The following is an 18,391-nucleotide window of genomic DNA, read 5'->3' as shown; positions in this document are numbered from 1 at the left end:
TTATAACCCTGCGCTGTACGTTGCGCTGCTGGTTTCCGTACCGCTCAGTGCTGCCGGATAAACCACATATTCCCCCTGATCCCATCCCGCCCGGATAGTCAGCCGTTCGGACGTGATCACTTCAAACTGGTAACGGCGGCATGTCCGCCCGTACTGCCGGATAATCTGGATCATCAGCTGCGTGTTAGTCGCAATCTGGCTGTCCGTGACGCGAACCTGAATCACATCCCAGTCAATTCCCGGCTGGCGCTCCATCAGTTCAACGTACCCGATCCCCAGCCGCTCAAAGATACTGATAAATCCCTCAACAGAACCGGCGTCACGCGCATTCACGAAGGCATACGCCACACGCCTGCGGAACAGTTCCAGCGGCTCCCCGTCAAAGCGGGAAATGTCCCGGTCATACGCCAGCAGGTTAAGTAACGCCGGTGTACAGGTCAGCGGATCAAACTGGTTCAGTGGCCACGTCACCCAGCCGTACACTTCCGCCCAGAACCGACGCGCCGTTTGCAGCAGTTTTCGCGGCTCGCCCCTGTCCATCCAGGAGGGAAGTACCATTCCGGCCAGTTTTTTCATGAACTCATTCATTCTCAATACTCACCACAAGCGATTTCAGGCGCGGCACATTCAGCTCACTGGCAATGTCATCCAGCGAAAAATTCAGCGATTCCGTTACCGGAAAATTTTTATGGATTTCGCGCCCCAGCTGCGAGAAGGAGAACCGTGAATACGGCCACGTCCTTCTGACGTCATAATCCGTATTTTCCCGGAAGGCGCACCGGATCAGGTTTTCAATACCGTCCTTCAGGCGCTTCTGTTCATCATCACTGATATTGTTCAGGTTCCTGACCCAGACAGTGACCGCCAGATCGTGCAGGGTTTCCGGCATGGCATAACACTGCATATCGTCCCCGTGGCCGTGATGCCCCTGCGTGTTGATATAGTCATTCACGGCATCCACAAACGGCGCAGAAGCCACGCCGCTGTCCAGCAATAAATAGGCGTTGGCCGTCCCCGGCCCCCTCGGTGCTTCGTGCTCAAAGAAAATCCGGTCAATGCTCAGTCCGGCAACACCGGCAATCATCGACCGGTACACCGCGTCCGTGTGGTAGTTGCCCACCAGGTTAAACTGGTTACGGCAACGCTCACGCAGTTCATCATCGCTTTCCTCATCCGCGCCCGGTACGGTCAGCCAGTTTTCTTCACTGGCCACATGGCTGATGCCGTCCACGGCCACCGGCAGAATGCGGTAATATCCCGGCGCAAGGTTATATGCGCCGCCCGTTCCCGTTGCCTTTACCGGCAGCAGTGCGCTGGCGGTACCGGAGGCAATCACCACATCTTCCGTGATGGCCAGTTCATACACCCTGCCGTTAATACGTTCTGTCTGTATCACCGTTCCGGCCTTCACCGTCACCACGGCGCTGGCGTCTTCCTTGTAAAAACGGATAACGCCCTGTGCAGCGCTGGCGGGCTTCGGCGTGATATTCACCGCCCATGCCAGCAGCCGTAACATGCTTCCACTGGCCGTGGCCACAAACATATTTGCCAGTACGGTGGAGATCAGAACCTCCTTCAGCCACATCACCGGCGCGGTTACAATGGCCGTGACCAGTCGCCAGAACGGAGACATACGGGAGGTATTCGTGATAATTCCCTCCTCCGTCGCAATGGTATTAAAGCGATCGCGAATCTCTTCTTCCGTCACCGGCATACCGCTGGCTTTCACCACCTCTTCAAAGTCAACCTGTGGCTTTTCCGTCATAAATCCACCTGTACCGATATTCCGCCGAAGTCATAAGTGCTGGCCGTGATCCACAACCGTGTCCGGCTTTCTTCACCGATTTCCACTGTTCCCGGAACGATACGTTCATCATCCTCAATCAGTAATTCCATACGGGTAAAAATATCTGCCCGCATGGTCGGGCTTCTCTCGGCAATTAATTCCGTCGCCAGACCGCTTTCAATAATGGAATGAATAATGTCCTGCCCGATACTTTTACGGTTATTACATAATTCAGGTTCATTACCGGTATTCAGGACAAAGTCATTTCCCTGAATTAATAAATCAACATACAGGATTTCATTCATACGCCCAGCTCCTGAAACTCCATTAACTGCCCCGGCGTTATCATTTCTTTTGGATAGATATTGACAGTATTAATTTTCCGGCTGTTATCCGTCACAGCCCTTGAGTTATTACTTATAGATTTATTAATACCACCTTTATCAATACCTTTTAATTCTCCACCAGTAGAAAGCGTATTTGTTGTCAGTGCCGGAGGTGACTCGTTAGCCAGCGAAATATTGACACCGGGTATTTTATTCAGCTTTTCTACAATCCAGTTCCATGATTTCAGGAAGCTACCTTTAACGGACTGCCAGATATTATCAAACATGGATACAATACCACCGGCCATCCCGCTTAATGCCTGTGAAGGTGAAAATCCCGTCAGCAGATTAATAAAGCCGTTCCAGCCGTCCTTAATCCATTGCCATGCCGTCGAGAACACACCGGCAAGCCATTCGACAACGCCAGCCACAGCGGTAAACGCTGCCGTATTCATCACCGCCGCCTGTACATCGTCCCAGTGTTTAATCAGCAGATAACACCCTGCTGCCAGCAGGCCAATCGCACCAATAACCAGCAGAACCGGCCAGCTCATCAGATTTATGCCAATTCCGGCCATAATTGCCGCCATACGAACCGCAAGAAGCGTACCACGCAGAAATTTAAGCGTCAGATTCCATGCCGCTACAGCTTTTGAGGCAATCCAGACGGTGGCGGTGTATATCTTCGTGACTGAAGTCAGTGTCTTCCAGAGAGCAATCGCGCCCAGCTTAATAAGTTTTGAGACGCCCAGAACGATGTTAGCTATTGCGCCGGCAGCAGCAAACCCCAACAACGCCATAGCCGCATAACCGATAACACGCGCAATGTTGGGAAACAACTGCATCCAGCGGGCAAAGGTCTGTCCCATATCAGCCAGGCGGTTCAGCACCGGATACAGGACGGGGATCAACGTCAGTCCAATGACGGTCTGAACAGACTTAAGGATCTGTACAAAGCGATCCCACGGTTTCACCAGTTTGCCGGCCATCTCCTGTGTACGCTTCAGCCCGTCAGATCCGCCCAGCTCGGTGATGTTACGTTGCAGTAAGGCCACATTGCCGTACAGGTGTTTCACCACCGCCGAACTGTCACCAAATGCCGCATCCAGCTCCGCCTGTGCTTTCAGGTTCCCTTCCAGACTTTTGCCATACTTGCCCTGTAACTTGATCAGCATTTCAGGCATGGACAGCATTTTGCCGGTGGCATCCGTAAAGGACAGCCCCAGCTTTTTACCGCCCTCAATGGCTCCGGTCATGAAGCCTTCGTAAGCGCTGCTGGCTTCCGTTCCCAGCGTGCGGTTAAGCTGCCCCAGTACGGCCAGCTGTTCATCCAGTCCGACGCCGTAGTTGGTACCAACGCCCCGCGCCCCTTCCATCAGGTCTTTGATAGTGCCCATTTCAGTACCGAAGACCTTGCGCATATACACCATTTTTCCGGCCAGCTGCTCAGCGAACTGAACCTTGCCCAGACGCTCCGCATCAGCGGAAAAGTTACCGAACATCTGCCCCATAAATTCCGCCGTTTCGGCAGATGTGGATCTCAGGGCAAATGCCAGGGTATTAGCAACTTTTGTCACTTTCGGCAGCTCATTACCGGCGAGGCCGGCAATGGAGGCATTAATATTTTCTGTGGACTTAACAAACTCCACCGCGCTGGCACCGTAGGTCATACTGAACCGCAGCGCATCACGCTGGACAGCCTTTAAAGCCTGATCATCAATCCCTTTTGCCGCAGCGTCATTCAGTGCGTCATACATCTCAATAGCCGGCGATAACGCCCCTTTGATGGCCATCCCTGTGCCGGCTAAAGCCAGCGCACCGCCCCCAATCTGCGTAAAGGCCGCTTTCGATTTTTCCGCAAAGCCTGTGACACTGCTCTGCACCTGCTTTAACGGGCGCGTCAGTTTATCAATCAGGCTTAATGTAAAATCTAACTGTTTCATCCTGAACCTTTAAATGCGGTGCTTATTCCGTTAGCAACCGCTATGCGCGTATTTTCCCAGTGGCGATTATCCAGCCAGATAGCGGCGGAAATATCATCCACGGAATCCTGACCGTGCGGTAAATAATGACGCCGTAAAATCAGATATTGTTCGAGTCCGTTCTGTTCAATTGACCGGACTCGCTTTGTCAGTTTTTTACTTCAATTTCCAGTTCTGGCGCATAAAGCTCATTGATTTTCCCTGCAAGTTGAAGCGCTGCCCCCGGACGCTTCAGAATATCTTCCAGCGCTTCTTTACACTCTGGTACAACAATACGCATAAGATAACTATGGGCTGGAGCCACTTTATTATCCATCGCCATTTCATTGATGAATTTATTATAAGCCGTCTGATTTGGTTCAAACGTAATTTCTTTCTTACATACAACCAGATTAATTTTTTCCATAAATAATATTCTCTCTTAAATTAATTTCATCAACCAGCGTGTTATGACGTGCAGCACACTGCCCGTATAACTCCAGATAAAGTGTCAGTAATTCCGCCGCATCTTTTCCCTGCGTGCCATTCAGGCGCGGCAGCTGCGTGGCACATTTAGTTTTCAGGTTTTCCTGATAACGTACGTTCGGTACTGGTGACGGCGTCGTTGTACATGCGGACAAAGTCATCAGACAGGCACACGTTAGTAAACACCGGTTTAACCACCTCCGTACGAATTTCACGCGGCGGCGCATTTTTCAAAGCCTCCAGTTGTTCTTCCAGTTTTCGCCCGGATTCACCGGCCACGCTCGCCAGCGTTTCCCCGGTAGCGCTGGCTGACCGGCTGATGGCCAGATCGATACTGTCACGCTGCCAGTTAGCCGCCTTCCAGCCTGCCCAGAAGGCCAGAACAACCGTCACAAGCCAGCCCGCCACCACACGCTCCATCAGCGAACCCCGTCATGTTCCAGACTGAAATGATTGCCGTCCGGCCTGGATTTGAAGCGCCCGCCCCAGCTGCCGCCCAGTGACTCCCAGTATTCGCCCAGCGGCAGGTAATCCTCTGTGCGGGTCTGGTACTGGCCGTTAATAAACAGGTTAAAATCCACCGCCAGACGCCGGGTATGCAGACTGTTGCTAATACCGCTACCCTTTTTAGCGTTCAGCGCCGCCTGTTCCGGCGTGCGGTAAGCCTCCCCGAACGTCAGCCGGTAGCCGTGTTCTTCTGCCCAGTGGATCAGATTTGCCACCATAATGGTAAACAACTGCTGTTTTTCACTCAGTGTCACTTTGTCACCCCCTTGCCCAAAATTCCGGCAAATCCACGTTTACGTAACCATGCTTCCACCACGTTTTGTCCCAGAATCCCCAGACCAGAACCAAATCCCAGCAATGCCAGCGGATGAATATTTGGTACAAAGTAAAGAGCAACGCCGGCAATAACAGATAACCCGGCCCCGACAATGACACGGCCGGCCACCAGACGAAGGGTAATCGGCTCGTCACTGTTAAGTAGTTTCCCCAGTGCAATCAGCCCCCCCATAACCACAAGGGCAATAAATCCCTTTTCATAGTCCTGCATCCCTGCTGCCCCTTATCCAACCAGGTTTTCCGTGGCCTCCGCTTCCAGATACGGAACGCCGTTGATGTTGACGAACTTCGGACTGGTCACGAAGTATTTAATTTTATGCGTGGACACGCTGCTGCCCTTCGGATCAACATCCAGTACACTATTGAGCTGGAGCTTATTACCGAAGGTTTCCACCTTCATTTCTTCGCTGCCGGCTTTGGCGTAAAAAAGGAAGTCCACAGGGGGAATGCCCCGCCATGAACCGGCTGAACGGGCTTTGGCCGTCAGTACCTGAAGCACTTTTGAACTGACTTCAATTTCACCCTCTGCGGCCACATCGCCGTCGACATAGCCGTCAGGTACACCGCGTGTCTGAGCTGCGGCGCTGTTGTCGGTGATATCCAGCGAAATCTTTTCAATATGGATCAGGTCGCCATCCACGTAGACGTCAAAGGACATCCCTGAAATACGTTTGGTCATGCGCTGGCCTCCAGACTCGCATCCAGTAACAGACTGATGGTGATTTGCAGTGGTACTTCATACGTACGCACCACAATGTAGATATCCACCGCCTTTTTGTTCTTCCAGACAATGGTCACGTCACCGTCCTGCGGTGGCTTCACTTCGCCCGGAAATGACACACCGTTAATGCTGGCCGCCGTGGACATTTCACGCAGCGGACGGGCAAACAGCGTCTGGTGTGCGGCAATGCTTCCCGGTGTACTGTTCAGGGAGCGATCGGCAATCTTACCGATAGCCAGCAGACGGACACGACGGGCGGCCTTGTCCACAATACGTAGCGTCTCAATGGACTGATAATCCCCCCCTTCCACATCCAGCGTACGTCCGTCAGCCCAGTAAAAACCGTCATAATCCGGATACCACATCGGCACGCTGTAGCGCTGCGCTTCCAGCGCTTTAAGGGTGGCCAGCTCCAGTGTTTTCCCGGTGCCATCTTCCGGTAGTTCATCGCTGCCCAGATTCAGTAACGGCCCGGTTTTCACCCTCGCCGGGCTGTCAGCCACCGTCACCGCCCGGTTACACAGGCGACCGGCCAGCACGCCCGGTTCATTCCCCCACAGACGCGGAACCAGCTGAACCGCTTTCTCTGCAATACCCTGCTGAAGGGTGGACAGACGTTTCAGATAATCCGCCTGGGCTTCATCCTCCTGCATTCCCTGAACCGCCAGGATGAACCACACCCAGCGCCCGTATTGCGCAATCAGTTCAGATCGCAGCGTTGCCGCCTGGTTAATCTGTTCTTTTGCCGCCACATCATCCGACAGCACCACGCCTTCCACCGAGCAGGAAACCTGTGCAGCTTTGACGGCATCCACCCACGCGCCCGGCTCACTGTCTGCGGCCAGTACATGAACAAATCCCCACCAGTTCTGGCCGGCGTTCGCCAGTGCAGCCAGTACATCACTTTTTAACGGACTGTTTCCCTCACCCAGTAGCGCGTTAAAGTCACTCTGTGCATTAACAGCCAGAGTTTTTCCCACATTTTTGGTACCCGTACCGATAAACAGCAACGTGCGTTCCACCTCTTTGGTTTCACCCAGTAACTGGTTTACCTGGTTAACGGTTACGATTGGCCAGGTCATGCTCTCCCCCTGATATCCTGCGCGTTAACATCCCAGCCGAACCCGATAGCCTGAAGCTGTCGTGCCAGCGCTCTGTTAAAATCATCCTGACCTATCCCCAGAAACGCCCTGGCAGGTAAATCAATCTGCCAGGATGTTTTGACCGGTTTGTCCTCCAGTATCCGGATAAGCAAACCTGCCTGTCTGGCGGTCATTTTTTCCTGTATTTCCTTATAACCGGGCTTACGCCAGCGCTTGCCGCGCCTGACTTTATACCCGGCCTTACGCAGACGTTTCGCCTGTCGCAGTGATGCAGGTTTATCCCCCTGCTCACGGCCTTCCACCTGCCTGCGGTTGACGGTTACGCTCATGCCATTCTGCTGGACATAACCCACCACGCCGGCAGGCAGATTTCCCTTCGCATTCCGGTAATGGCCACCAGCCAGATACAACCTGACGGAATCCGTTTCCGGCATTTCACGGATGCGGATAAGTTTCGGCATATTGCGCAACATCTTGCCTTTACGCCGGGTCTGTCTCCCCTGCCACTTATCCCCCTCCGGTGACTGCTGGTTGCGCACATTGCGCTTTGCTGCGGCTTCCACGCCGTATTTCGCCATGCGCCACAACAGCCGGCGACGTCTGGCAGGAGGCAAATCCAGCTTTTTCAGCGCCTCCTGTAGCTGGCGGAACTGTTCCTGGTTCAGTTCGCCATTTATCATCCATCCCCCTCATTGACGGGGATCACCGTCACCTCATCCGCCGTCCAGACTTCGGGGTTTGCCAGCTTCCAGCGCTGGCCATCAAACGGGATCTGACCTTTGGGATCGGGGATCAGATTCAGTTCCTCCACCATTGGCAGCGTCACCACCATAATGGCGGTTTCCTGGTCGATGGTTTCGATATCAAATTCAGGTAATTCGGCATCAATGCCGGTTTCCTCAAAGAGCGCCCGCTCATCCTGACAAAGCCACGACATAAATAACGCCATCAGAATTTTGGGATCGTACTCACGGTAGGGATAACGCTCCCACGTCAGCACGGCGTTATAACGAATGATGGCAATGCGATACTGCCCCAGCCCGGTGTCACGCTGTGCCGGGATGAATGCGATTTCATCCATCTGGCTGTCAAATCCCTGCATTGCCCGTCTGGGCATGTTCGCAATGAGAAAATCCGTTAATTCGGTAAGCTGGCTCATATCATGGCCACCGTGATGCGTTTCAGCCCTTTGATACGCCGTACCGCCAGCGTGGATTCCGCTATCAGACTGGAGCGGGTTTCATCGCTTTCCTGCCCAGGATGGCTTTCACGGCGCCCAACAGACGCAAATTCGCCCATCAGGTCAGCTTTGGCGCGGGCAAAAACAGCCTTGCGGTAACGGGCGCACAACAGATTTTCACCGTCAATCTCAACGCCCGGAACGTCCGCCGCGCTTGCATGGCCACTGAGGCGACAATCCGCCACTACCCTGACCAGATCATCATTGATTTCACCGGCTGCGGTCAGCAGCGCCTGACGGATGGTGGCTGCGTCGATATCGGCAGGAATAGCACGCTGGGACTGAAAATCCTTCACGCTCAGGTCTGGCCAGAAGCCATCATTAGTCAGAATGGCATCATCAAAATCAATTGCAGTTCCGCTGAACATCCTGTTCCTCCGGAAAAAAGCGGGCTGGCCGGTTTCCACGGGCGATACGCTGATGCGCTCCCCTCCACCGCGCCCGCTTTCGGGTCGGTAGCCTGTGATTACTTATCCAGCGCCCGCAGACGTGCAGCAATGCGCTGCAACATCGTGCCGACACCACATTTAGGGTCGAATCCCTTCGCCTGCTCCAGCAAATCCTTCGCCCGGAGCAATACATCCCTGTCTTCCGTTGCCGCTGCGCGTGGCTCTCCGTTCTCATCGCGTAGCAGGTGCAGACCGGCAAATTTCACATATTTGGCCTTGATGACCTCATACACATTCCAGTGCTGCATAACGTTTCCCAGCGTGCGGCTGAAATACGGCTCCACATCCTGCCCCTGTGCGGCTTCCGTCTCCGCCCAGGCCAGTACCGTATCGGCCACAAACACCGGGAACGCACTGCCGAACGCGGCCGGGGTTTCCTGCCCCCGTTCGATGGCCACATCCGCCCAGTCCAGCGCCTGATCGAACTGGCCGGTATCAAACAGCCAGATGACACACCAGGCAAAAACGGGATTCTGATGCATGCTGTCACTTTCCAGCCAGGTTTGTGCGGTCGGCATCCAGCGGGGCAACAGCACATCACGCTTGAACTCCATGCGCTCCGCACGGTTGCTAATCGCTGCGGCCGCTGCCACATCCTTTTCCAGTGCCGCAATCTGGACGTGCAGACTGGTTTCACTGTCGAGAGATTGTTGCTGACGCAGCAGCCGTTCTGCTGCAATACGCGCGCTGTGTCGCTGTGCCGGTGACAACTGCATTATTTCCCCCGTTATGCGCCTGCTGACGGTGCAGCCGTTGCCCCAATCGTTACCGCGCTTTCGTCAAATGCGGCATACAGTTCCGGATATTCCACGGCATAGCCTTCATTACGCAGGTATTTGTTTTCATACTGCTTGCGATCTTCCACAAACTCCGCTTTACGCTGACGCGTACCGCGCTGGGTGTAGATATGCAGGTTAGGCAGTGTGGTAACAATCATGCGCTTGCCTGGCATAAACGGAGGAACATAAGCCGTACGGCCGGCGATACTGTCAGACAGCAGCTGTGCCGCAATCTTTTCAGTGGGTTTATCAGCTTTCTGATACAGACGGAACGACTCCGCCGCCACCAGGTCAGCACCTACCAGAACCACCAGACGCGGATCATTACGGTACTGTGCCGGAATTTTGGCATTGATAAGATCGGATGCCATCGCATCCAGCGACACGTAATCACCTTTACCGTCACCGTCCAGCACAACCTTATCAGTGATGATCTGCTGGCCATCCTTCCACTCTTTAACGATTTGATGCCAGCCCTTGTTCACATCCTCGCCGTTCGGGTTGGTTTCCGCATTTGTGGTTTCTGCCACTTTGGTACCATTAAACCCGATACGCAGCATATCCAGCGCAAACGCCTGATTGGTGAACTCCTGGACACGCTGGAAAAACTCGTTTTCATCGCCGGCATTCGCCCAGACAGAAAGCAACTGCCAGGTCAGTGCGGCACACGAATCTGTTTCGACCAGCCTGTAATCATTGCCGCTGACGCCCACTTTTTTACGGAAACGGCCATCCAGCACACGCCCGGTATACAGGCCAGAACTGCCAACCGGAACCACCTGCCCCTGTAACTGATCCACATCAGCAACCGTCAACAGATTCAGGAAAGATGACTCCTCCAGTAGCGCATTACGCATCTGGGTTTCTTTCGGATCTGACAGCGCAAACCAGCGGTCGTCATCGGTCGCACCGTAGGATTCACGCAGACCATTGTGATACTGGCGCAGAAACTCACGGGCTTTCGCATTTAATTGCATATTCTTTTTCCTTAAAGAAAAGTTGTGTTATCCCTTACAGGAAATTGAAGCCTTTTTTGCCCTTGCTGAATTTTTTATCCGGCAACTGGGTAACTTTGCTGTTCAGCTTGCTGAAGTTTTTCACCAGTTCTGGCAGATTCCCTACCAGGCGCGCAAAATCTTCGGTATCCACCACTTCCTTAACGGTGTCCACATCTTCCTGGACATCAGATACCGCTTCTTCCGCCTCACCCAAACGGGTTTCAATGGCAGATACACGCTTATCAATCGCATCCAGCGCTTCAGCGAGCGCCTGTAAAGCATCAGGCTGTGATGTTTCCTGCTCCGCGGTCGCTTCTGGTTCTTCAATACTGAAAAAATGGCGCCAGCCTTTTTTCGCTTTAGACATTCCCTTTTCCTTTTTAAATTCCCTGACTTCATCAAACGCCAGCGGCTTATACGGGCCGATGCGTTTTCCTTTGGTGCGGCTGAAACGTAGCCGTGTGGTGCTCACTCCTGCCGGGCTGTCAGTGACTGCCAGCCCTTCCAGATAGGTTTTACCGGTGTTCCGGAAATTACCGTCCGGTGTGAATTCCGGCGACAAAAATAAAAGTTGCCCGTTGGCGTTCGCCTGAAGTAACGAAATACCAGGACATAAACGAGCATATAAACGCAAAATACCTTCATCATCACGTTCAGCTTTTAATTCCAGCACCTCCCCCATATTCCCGAAATTACGGGAATGCTCCGGCCATAACAGCGCCGTATACAAAGAGGGGTCGTATAATTCAGCGGCATCCAGTAGCCATTGCTCTTCAATAGCCCGCTTATCCACCGTTTCACCCGCAGTAGCGATACAAATCCAGTTTGTTGCCAGTTGTGAAGCTGACATATTGCCTCCCTTCCTGCTGCGGTTTTCAGTATCGCCAATAAAATTAGCCTCCGCATTCACTTCATTCCGGAATAATTCGGTTATGTCGCTTATCCGTATATCCACGAAATTATTTTCAAAAAAGAAAACCAAATTGCTGAATAATTCATACATACCACTGTTTCCGGATTTAACCGAAAAGACAGTACTGACATAAAGGCAAGGAAGCCAATGGCGAAATACAGTGAAGAATTAAAAGGCGTTGCACGGGCACTCTATTTAAAACGATATACTCCGCAGGAAATTGCCGATGAACTTAATCTGCCTAACAGACGTATCGTCTATTACTGGGCGGAGAAATATTGCTGGGCGGAATTACTCAGTCATGAATCAACAGAAGACGCATTAAACCGCCGTATTCAGTCACTGACATTACGTGAAGGGAAATCGGAACTGGAGCTGCGGGAGCTGGACAGCCTCGTGTCTCACCTGGTGAAACTCCGTGCACAGCATAATAAGCATCAGGAAAAGCTGGCAGAAATTAAACACAGTGAAAGTGATGCGCCGGCGTCCCGCCAGTCCTGTGGCGACGAAAAGCCCCGGAAACGCGGCAAATACAAAAAGAACGATATCAGCCATTTAACCCAGGAGGATTTTGACCGTTTCGCGCTGGAGCACCTTTTCGGCTACCAGAAACACCTTCGCGACAATCTTCATCAGCAAATCAGGAACATCCTGAAAAGCCGCCAGATTGGCGCAACCTGGTATTTCTCAATAGAAGCGTTTGAGAATGCGGTTATGACAGGTGATCCACAAATCTTCCTGTCCGCCTCAAAAGCCCAGGCTGAAGTATTCCGCAGCTATATCGTCAACATTGCGGAGCAGTATTTCGGCGTGGAGCTGACCGGCAATACCATCCGTTTGTCCAACGGCGCGGAGCTGCGCTTCCTGTCAACCAACAAGAACACCGCCCAGTCATACAGTGGCCATCTGTACTGTGATGAATATTTCTGGGTACCCAACTTTGCAAAATTAAACGAAGTGGCCAGCGCAATGGCCACACACGACAAATGGCGCACCACTTACTTTTCCACACCCAGCAGCAAAACACACCAGGCGTACCCGTTCTGGACAGGCGAAGAGTGGAAGCGCGGCGACAAAAAACGCGCACGCGTGGCGTTCCCAACAGAGAAGGAGCTGCGTGACGGCGGACGGTTATGTCCTGATGGCCAGTGGCGCTACATCATCACGCTGGAAGACGCGATCGCAGGCGGGTTTAACCTGGCCAGCATCGATAAGCTGCGCAACCGCTACAACCGCGACACCTTCAACATGCTGTACATGTGCGTGTTCGTGGACAGCAAGGACAGCGTATTTTCGTTCTCCCACGTCGAACGTTGCTGTGTTGATCCGGATATCTGGGAGGATCATGACGAAAACCTGCCACGACCATTCGGCAATCGTGAAGTGTGGGCAGGCTATGACCCTGCACGCAGCGGGGACACATCCACCTTCGTGATTATCGCGCCGCCGATCGTGGCTGGCGAAAAATTTCGCGTGCTGCGCGTATTCCACTGGCAGGGAATGAACTGGAAATGGCAGGCGGCACAAATTAAGAAGCTGTTTGGTCAGTACAACATGACCTACATCGGCATTGATATTACCGGTCTGGGGAGTGGTGTCTTTGAGGATGTGCAGCATTTTGCCATGCGTCAGGCGGTGGCTATCCGCTACGGCGTGGAAACGAAAAACCGCCTGGTGATGAAGATGATTGACGTTATCGAAGACAACCGCGTGGAATGGGATAAGGAGAAGACGGAAATCGCCGCCAGCTTTATGACCATCCGCAGAACATCCACGGCCAGCGGTAACGCCATGACGTTTGTTGCCGACCGTACAGCTGAAACCGGCCACGCTGACAGCTTCTGGGCTATCGCCCATGCCATTGACAACGAACCATTAAACTTTGAAAACCAGCGAAAATCACGCTGGGGCAACTTAGGGAAAGCAGCATGAAAAAACGGAAATACAGGGAACGCCGCACCGTTACCAGACAGCGCCATATGAGCCTTATCACGCTGGGTAAGCCAGAACCCATTCTGACAACCGGCACGAACTATACAGACGTCTGGTATGACAATGAGGCGGAACACTGGACGCTCCCGATTGACCGGCTGGCGCTGGCGCAACTGGTAAACCTGAACGCGCAGCACGGTGGCGTGCTGTATGCCCGCCGCAATATGGTGACAGCAAATTATGATGGCGGTGGCCTGACGCATGAGCAACTGGGCGCGGCCGTGTTTGACTGGCTGACGTTCGGTGATGTGGCCATTCTCAAGGTACGTAACGGCTGGGGGGATGTAATCGCACTTTACCCGCTGCCGGCACTCTATACCCGCCAGCGTAAGACCGGGGAATTTGTTGTACTACAGCAGGGTGAACCGGTAATTTATCCGCCTGAAGATATTATTTTTCTCAGGCAGTACGACCCGCAACAGGCCATTTATGGTCTTCCGGATTACATCAGCGGCATCCACTCCGCCATGCTCAACGGTGAAGCCACGATTTTTCGCCGGCGTTACTACCACAACGGTGGTCACACGGGCGGCATGATTTATTGCAACGACCCGAATATGACCGACGAAGTGGAAGAAGAAATCATTCAGAAGCTGGAGCAGTCGAAGGGGATCGGGAACTTCAGCACCATGTTTGTGAACATCCCCAAAGGCGATCCGGATGGCATCAAATTTATCCCGATTGGCGATATCAGCGCCAAAGATGAGTTTCAGAACATCAAAAGCATCAGCGCCCAGGACGTGCTGACCGCGCATCGTTTTCCGGCTGGTCTGGCAGGGATTATCCCCACCAACGGAGCTATAATGGGTGATATTGAGAAAGCGGCTAAAACATACCGTAAAGCGGAGATTTTACCCATTCAGCGTATGTTCAGCGCCTCAGTGGCGCAGGAAAGTGATGTACCGCCCCACCTGTACCTTAATTTCCTGAAAGACAGTGAGCTGGAAGGTGATTAATGTCCAGAAAAAGGCTAAAATATCAGCGTTTTCAGATTAACGGAGCGAGGGATATGCGGGTACTGAAAGTAAAATGTCCGGAGTGCGGGGCAAAAGCGGTTATCAGAAAAACCAATCCCAAACACCCCCATATTTCAGATATTTATTGCGCCTGTACGGATGTGGAGTGCGGACATACATTTGTACTGAATCTGACATTCTCCCACACACTCAGCCCCAGTGCGAAGACAGGCGATATGATGTTACAGACCATCATTAATTCATTCTCACCAGAACAGAAGCAAATGACGCTGGATTTATTAAAAGCCAGTCTGGCCGCATAACACATGGCACCGCACACGGTGCCTTTTTTATTTCTCTCGACCAAATATCCAGCACCGGAAGGTCTCAGGCATTCTGGACATATCCCCTTTACCGCGATTATGACGCTCACTTACTGCGCTGCGTGTGGTTCCCTGCCTGATGAAACGGCGTTCATTACCGTTTTTAAGCAGCTTTTTGATTTCCGTTAAGGTAAAAGGTATGCGCTGCCGGTGTGCAGCGGCGACTTCCTCCATGTGGTTAAAATTAACCGCTATTTCATTCTCATCAGACGAATGATTGATGCCATAAGGTGCCAGTTCATCCAGGTAATCAAACAACTCCCAGAACTCCTGAACCATAGGATGATCCTTTTTAAGTGCCTGGCAGCGTTCCACGGCCAGTGCAGTGATAGCCGCACGGGTTTTTTCTATGCGCTCAACCGGCAACGGTACAACAATCGCGAGCGCATCCAGCAGACCAGCCAGCTGCGCGTGATTTTTTGCAATACGAATATGGCGAATATCCGCATCTGACTCCAGTTCATTACGGGCGCGTTCGTAACTCCTGCTGAACGTATCCATAATTTCTTTTTCACGCATGGCCGCCAGTAACGTGAATCCGGACACCCGACTGACAGGGATTTGTTCAAGCCGCTCTGCGGCATGTCGCGTCTGAATGGACTGGCCACGTTTGTCAGTGTAGATATGGATAATACGCTCCAGAAACGCCTTACTGCCGTCTGTATCTGCGTTCTGTGCGATAACAATACTTCCCCTGAATGGCGGTTCATATGTCTCGTTATTGTTGGATTTGATGCCTACTGCGCGGGATGCCCGACCATTATACAGTGATTTCAGTTCATCCCAGTCAAAAGCACGCTGTTTCGCGTTGTCCGTAGTGCGATCACCTTCAATTAGCACCACCGGCAGGTTACTTACCTGAGCAAAGTTACGCCCGCGCGCTGCGGCCGTCGATTTAGATGGATCAAAACCTTCATATTCTTCACGGCCAGCGAGTTTCCAAAGGAACTCAATAAGCGTTGATTTACCCGTTCCGGGTTCGCCGACAATCTCCAGAAACGGAAATGACTTGTCACGTTCGCGGATTTGTTCAGCAAAGAGTGACCCCAGCCAGAACGCCAGCGCCACATATCCTTTTTCACCGAACGCCGTCCAGATATCGTCAATCCAGCCTGTGGTAAATTCATTCAGCTTTGGATTCAGATCCAGTACAGGCGTAAGACTCAGGCTTTTTACGCTTGCATGGTTAATTTCGAAATAATCCTCGTCATTCATTTCATACAGCCGGCCATCGCAAACGGCCACACGATTAAACAACCACGCTGAATAATCCTTGTTGTAACCAATAAAATTCTGCGTTTTAACCTCTTTGATTTCGGGAAGACGCATCTGAATAAACTTATCCAGCTGTTTGGTACTCCCGGTATACACAGCCCCTTTGGCAATATGCAACAACCGCTTTTTAAACTCGGCGGAGCTGGTAAGCTGATTTGCTGTGAAGGTGTCTTTCACAGCCGGTCTGTTTGGCATATTCACCTTCACATAATACCAGGACTCGTCCGTGGGTTCAGAACGCTGGAAATACAGGGGAGTCAGCCAGCAGTTGGCAATTTCCGTGACACATCCGGACTCTTTAACAGCTTTTTCTCTGGCCTCCCATTCCTGTATGACTTCGGTTCCGGTATTGGTAATACGATCCAGTGCGCGTGTGTACCGGTCAAGATCCAGCTCAAACCAGTACATACGTGAGCCATACTCAAAATAAAACGAATGCCATTCATTATGTTGATGCATAAGAAGGGCTTTTTCAGTCGGGCTTTTCGCCAGCAGGAGATCGCCATAATAGCGGTAATTTTTTATGTCTGATTTACTGAAACGGTCACGTAGCAGCAAATCATTCCAGTCCAGGCAAGACGATGATTTCACCGGCTGCGCGGCGCGCGTTTTCCAGCCGGCGGCATCACTGCGCGCAGCAAAAGCCAGTGTGTGTTTTGTACCGGCCTTATCACCATCAAACGCCCATACAAGGCGCGGGCGTGGTTTTTCACCCAATTCTTTGGCCAGTGTATCCAGCGCGGCCAGCGGATAATTATTGCTGCTCAGTGTTGCCACCGCAGGTAAGCCAGCCTGACAAAGACTCAGTGCATTGAAAATGCCCTCGGTGATCCAGATTTCGTTCACTTCCAGCAGGTTAATAAAAGGCGGTACCCACCAGTGACCAACATAGCTTCCTTTGATATTCGCTTTTTGTTTTCCGAAGCGCTGCGGCTGGTCAATGATACGCTCCCACATGGCACCACATGACAACTTAAACCGGACAGTGGCAGATCCCATACCATCCTTCACAAATGCGCCCTGGGTAAAACTGCCTTTCAGTGGTTCCGTATTCAGCCCTCTGGCCTCACGCAGATAGGCTTCTGCCGCCGCATGTGGGGTTTCGGGCGTGTCCTGATAACGCTTAGACCAGTCTTCAAAAATATCCGAATACAGCTCTTTAACAACGACCTGATGACCGCAGTTATTTTCGCGGCCACATTTCAGAATCCAGGGTTTCTCAATACTGGTAAATAACTCACGTTTATGACAGGAAGGGCATATGCCCTGCTGCAAATATTTATCTTTTTCTTTAAATTCAAAGTCACGGACAAGGCGGCGCACAACGTCCCGTTGTATCGTAGCGTTCATATATAATCCAGATATGAATAGTGGAAGAAAGGCAAAAATTATATTTTATACTGTTTGTTATATCGCTCGTGCGTCATTAATTCCCAGTCCCTGCCCTTATTCTTACTAAGCAGACGCCAGCGATAGGAGACATGAACAGAAAAATAATGATTCGGCTTAATAACCTGATAAACCTTTTTGCCGTTGTAATATTCTGTCAGCGCTGAAAATGCCTTGTTTATGACACTTTCACTTGCATGAGAGGTCACTTTCAGCATAGTTATTTCACACTGGCTATTTTCATGAGGTACGTCCAGACATAAGAAACAATTTTTGCCTGATGGATAGCATCATATAAAGCGTGATGTTTGACGCCTTCAAACTTAATAATATTATTAATGTTCAGTCCCAGAGCTTTAGCCAGTGCACTTACTGTTCTTACATCACGATCATTCCAGTAATTCCACATTGGGCTTAACAAGCCGACCTTATTTGCAGCATGACGAAGAATAACGTTGTCGAATGACGCTCCATTACCCCAGACCTGTAAATGATGTGCATCAGTGAGTTCACAGATAAAATGGAAAAGGTCAGATATGGCGGTATCCAGCGGACAATTCGCATCATTAATAATCTCGCTCTTTGCTTCGATGGACTGACGCAGCCACCACAACACTGTATCTGCGCCCATCGTGCAGTCGTAATCAACGCTACTTGTAAGACTGATACGACGATAGAATGTTTCCCCCATTTCACCCGTTTCCGGATTAAACAGAACAGCACCGATAGCAGTAATTGCAGCGGTTGGTTTATTATCCATTGTCTCAAGGTCAATCATTAAATGTTTCATG

The 18,391-nt window shown here is 51.7% G+C and carries 24 protein-coding genes; 3 read left to right on the top strand and 21 right to left on the bottom strand.

The window, feature by feature from the left end:
- From HU143_RS06045 to HU143_RS05970, 18 genes are all read right to left on the bottom strand, one after another.
- Complete coding sequence (locus tag HU143_RS06045; RefSeq protein ID WP_001001824.1) at positions 1 to 588, bottom strand: phage tail protein; 588 nt, start codon at positions 586 to 588, stop codon at positions 1 to 3.
- On the bottom strand, positions 581 to 1,765 hold the full coding sequence (locus HU143_RS06040; protein WP_054175278.1) for a baseplate J/gp47 family protein: 1,185 nt from the start codon (positions 1,763 to 1,765) through the stop codon (positions 581 to 583). Before HU143_RS06040 ends, HU143_RS06045 begins: the two co-directional genes overlap by 8 nt.
- On the bottom strand, positions 1,762 to 2,091 hold the full coding sequence (locus HU143_RS06035) for a DUF2590 family protein (protein WP_001002797.1): 330 nt from the start codon (positions 2,089 to 2,091) through the stop codon (positions 1,762 to 1,764). The genes HU143_RS06040 and HU143_RS06035 overlap by 4 nt, the downstream gene beginning before the upstream one ends.
- Positions 2,088 to 4,055, bottom strand: coding sequence for a phage tail tape measure protein (locus HU143_RS06030; RefSeq protein ID WP_000811098.1), 1,968 nt, complete (start codon positions 4,053 to 4,055; stop codon positions 2,088 to 2,090). The genes HU143_RS06035 and HU143_RS06030 overlap by 4 nt, the downstream gene beginning before the upstream one ends.
- Complete coding sequence (locus HU143_RS24805) at positions 4,052 to 4,156, bottom strand: DUF6890 family protein (RefSeq protein ID WP_001747521.1); 105 nt, start codon at positions 4,154 to 4,156, stop codon at positions 4,052 to 4,054. The genes HU143_RS06030 and HU143_RS24805 overlap by 4 nt, the downstream gene beginning before the upstream one ends.
- An 86-nt stretch (positions 4,157 to 4,242) precedes the next feature.
- Positions 4,243 to 4,500, bottom strand: coding sequence for a putative phage tail assembly chaperone (locus tag HU143_RS06025; RefSeq protein WP_000411500.1), 258 nt, complete (start codon positions 4,498 to 4,500; stop codon positions 4,243 to 4,245).
- Positions 4,487 to 4,720, bottom strand: coding sequence for a hypothetical protein (locus tag HU143_RS24435; protein ID WP_001747519.1), 234 nt, complete (start codon positions 4,718 to 4,720; stop codon positions 4,487 to 4,489). The genes HU143_RS06025 and HU143_RS24435 overlap by 14 nt, the downstream gene beginning before the upstream one ends.
- Positions 4,647 to 4,979: a hypothetical protein gene (locus HU143_RS06020; protein ID WP_054175277.1), complete on the bottom strand. Its 333-nt coding sequence runs from the start codon at positions 4,977 to 4,979 to the stop codon at positions 4,647 to 4,649. Before HU143_RS06020 ends, HU143_RS24435 begins: the two co-directional genes overlap by 74 nt.
- Positions 4,979 to 5,320, bottom strand: coding sequence for a M15 family metallopeptidase (locus HU143_RS06015; protein ID WP_054175276.1), 342 nt, complete (start codon positions 5,318 to 5,320; stop codon positions 4,979 to 4,981). Before HU143_RS06015 ends, HU143_RS06020 begins: the two co-directional genes overlap by 1 nt.
- A complete protein-coding gene (locus tag HU143_RS06010) occupies positions 5,317 to 5,613 on the bottom strand; it encodes a phage holin family protein (RefSeq protein WP_001154426.1) in 297 nt (98 codons plus the stop codon). The genes HU143_RS06015 and HU143_RS06010 overlap by 4 nt, the downstream gene beginning before the upstream one ends.
- 12 nt (positions 5,614 to 5,625) lie before the next feature.
- Positions 5,626 to 6,081: a phage protein gene (locus HU143_RS06005; protein ID WP_054175275.1), complete on the bottom strand. Its 456-nt coding sequence runs from the start codon at positions 6,079 to 6,081 to the stop codon at positions 5,626 to 5,628.
- Positions 6,078 to 7,205, bottom strand: a complete 1,128-nt coding sequence (locus HU143_RS06000) for a DUF2586 domain-containing protein (protein ID WP_001748058.1) — start codon at positions 7,203 to 7,205, stop codon at positions 6,078 to 6,080. The genes HU143_RS06005 and HU143_RS06000 overlap by 4 nt, the downstream gene beginning before the upstream one ends.
- On the bottom strand, positions 7,202 to 7,906 hold the full coding sequence (locus tag HU143_RS05995; protein WP_001534848.1) for a hypothetical protein: 705 nt from the start codon (positions 7,904 to 7,906) through the stop codon (positions 7,202 to 7,204). The genes HU143_RS06000 and HU143_RS05995 overlap by 4 nt, the downstream gene beginning before the upstream one ends.
- A complete protein-coding gene (locus HU143_RS05990) occupies positions 7,903 to 8,385 on the bottom strand; it encodes a phage tail protein (protein WP_000080871.1) in 483 nt (160 codons plus the stop codon). Before HU143_RS05990 ends, HU143_RS05995 begins: the two co-directional genes overlap by 4 nt.
- Complete coding sequence (locus HU143_RS05985) at positions 8,382 to 8,834, bottom strand: head completion/stabilization protein (RefSeq protein WP_000491223.1); 453 nt, start codon at positions 8,832 to 8,834, stop codon at positions 8,382 to 8,384. Before HU143_RS05985 ends, HU143_RS05990 begins: the two co-directional genes overlap by 4 nt.
- Positions 8,835 to 8,932: 98 nt before the next feature.
- A complete protein-coding gene (gpM, locus tag HU143_RS05980) occupies positions 8,933 to 9,631 on the bottom strand; it encodes a phage terminase small subunit (protein ID WP_001177276.1) in 699 nt (232 codons plus the stop codon).
- Positions 9,632 to 9,642: 11 nt separating this feature from the next.
- On the bottom strand, positions 9,643 to 10,671 hold the full coding sequence (locus tag HU143_RS05975) for a phage major capsid protein, P2 family (protein ID WP_001176503.1): 1,029 nt from the start codon (positions 10,669 to 10,671) through the stop codon (positions 9,643 to 9,645).
- Positions 10,672 to 10,705: 34 nt separating this feature from the next.
- Complete coding sequence (locus tag HU143_RS05970) at positions 10,706 to 11,542, bottom strand: capsid scaffolding protein (protein WP_023375469.1); 837 nt, start codon at positions 11,540 to 11,542, stop codon at positions 10,706 to 10,708.
- 210 nt (positions 11,543 to 11,752) lie between these two features.
- Between HU143_RS05970 and HU143_RS05965 the strand changes: the two genes are divergently transcribed.
- Genes HU143_RS05965 through HU143_RS05955 form a run of 3 tightly spaced genes read left to right on the top strand, consistent with a single transcriptional unit; the run spans position 11,753 to position 14,876 of the window.
- A complete protein-coding gene (locus HU143_RS05965) occupies positions 11,753 to 13,537 on the top strand; it encodes a terminase large subunit domain-containing protein (protein ID WP_054175274.1) in 1,785 nt (594 codons plus the stop codon).
- Positions 13,534 to 14,553 carry a phage portal protein gene (locus tag HU143_RS05960; protein WP_054175273.1) on the top strand — a complete coding sequence of 340 codons (1,020 nt, stop codon included), beginning with the start codon at positions 13,534 to 13,536 and terminating at the stop codon, positions 14,551 to 14,553. Before HU143_RS05965 ends, HU143_RS05960 begins: the two co-directional genes overlap by 4 nt.
- Positions 14,554 to 14,606: 53 nt before the next feature.
- Positions 14,607 to 14,876, top strand: a complete 270-nt coding sequence (locus tag HU143_RS05955) for an ogr/Delta-like zinc finger family protein (protein ID WP_001264830.1) — start codon at positions 14,607 to 14,609, stop codon at positions 14,874 to 14,876.
- A 27-nt stretch (positions 14,877 to 14,903) separates the two neighbouring features.
- Here HU143_RS05955 and HU143_RS05950 read toward each other — a convergent pair whose 3' ends face one another.
- The 3 genes from HU143_RS05950 to HU143_RS05940 are packed head-to-tail and all read right to left on the bottom strand — an operon-like array spanning position 14,904 to position 18,390.
- Positions 14,904 to 17,561 (bottom strand): toprim domain-containing protein, encoded by a 2,658-nt coding sequence (locus HU143_RS05950; RefSeq protein WP_054175272.1) that lies wholly within the window; start codon positions 17,559 to 17,561, stop codon positions 14,904 to 14,906.
- Positions 17,562 to 17,599: 38 nt separating this feature from the next.
- A complete protein-coding gene (locus tag HU143_RS05945) occupies positions 17,600 to 17,818 on the bottom strand; it encodes a hypothetical protein (protein WP_000922120.1) in 219 nt (72 codons plus the stop codon).
- A gap of 2 nt (positions 17,819 to 17,820) precedes the next feature.
- Positions 17,821 to 18,390, bottom strand: coding sequence for a 3'-5' exonuclease (locus HU143_RS05940; protein ID WP_000681786.1), 570 nt, complete (start codon positions 18,388 to 18,390; stop codon positions 17,821 to 17,823).
- Between the last annotated feature and the right edge of the window lies 1 nt (position 18,391).

Origin of the sequence: Salmonella sp. SJTUF14076 (assembly GCF_015534835.1) — a bacterium.
In the GTDB taxonomy this organism is placed as follows: domain Bacteria; phylum Pseudomonadota; class Gammaproteobacteria; order Enterobacterales; family Enterobacteriaceae; genus Salmonella; species Salmonella enterica.
Note: the sequence above shows the minus strand (reverse complement) of the source record. Positions and strands in the feature narration are given on the sequence as shown.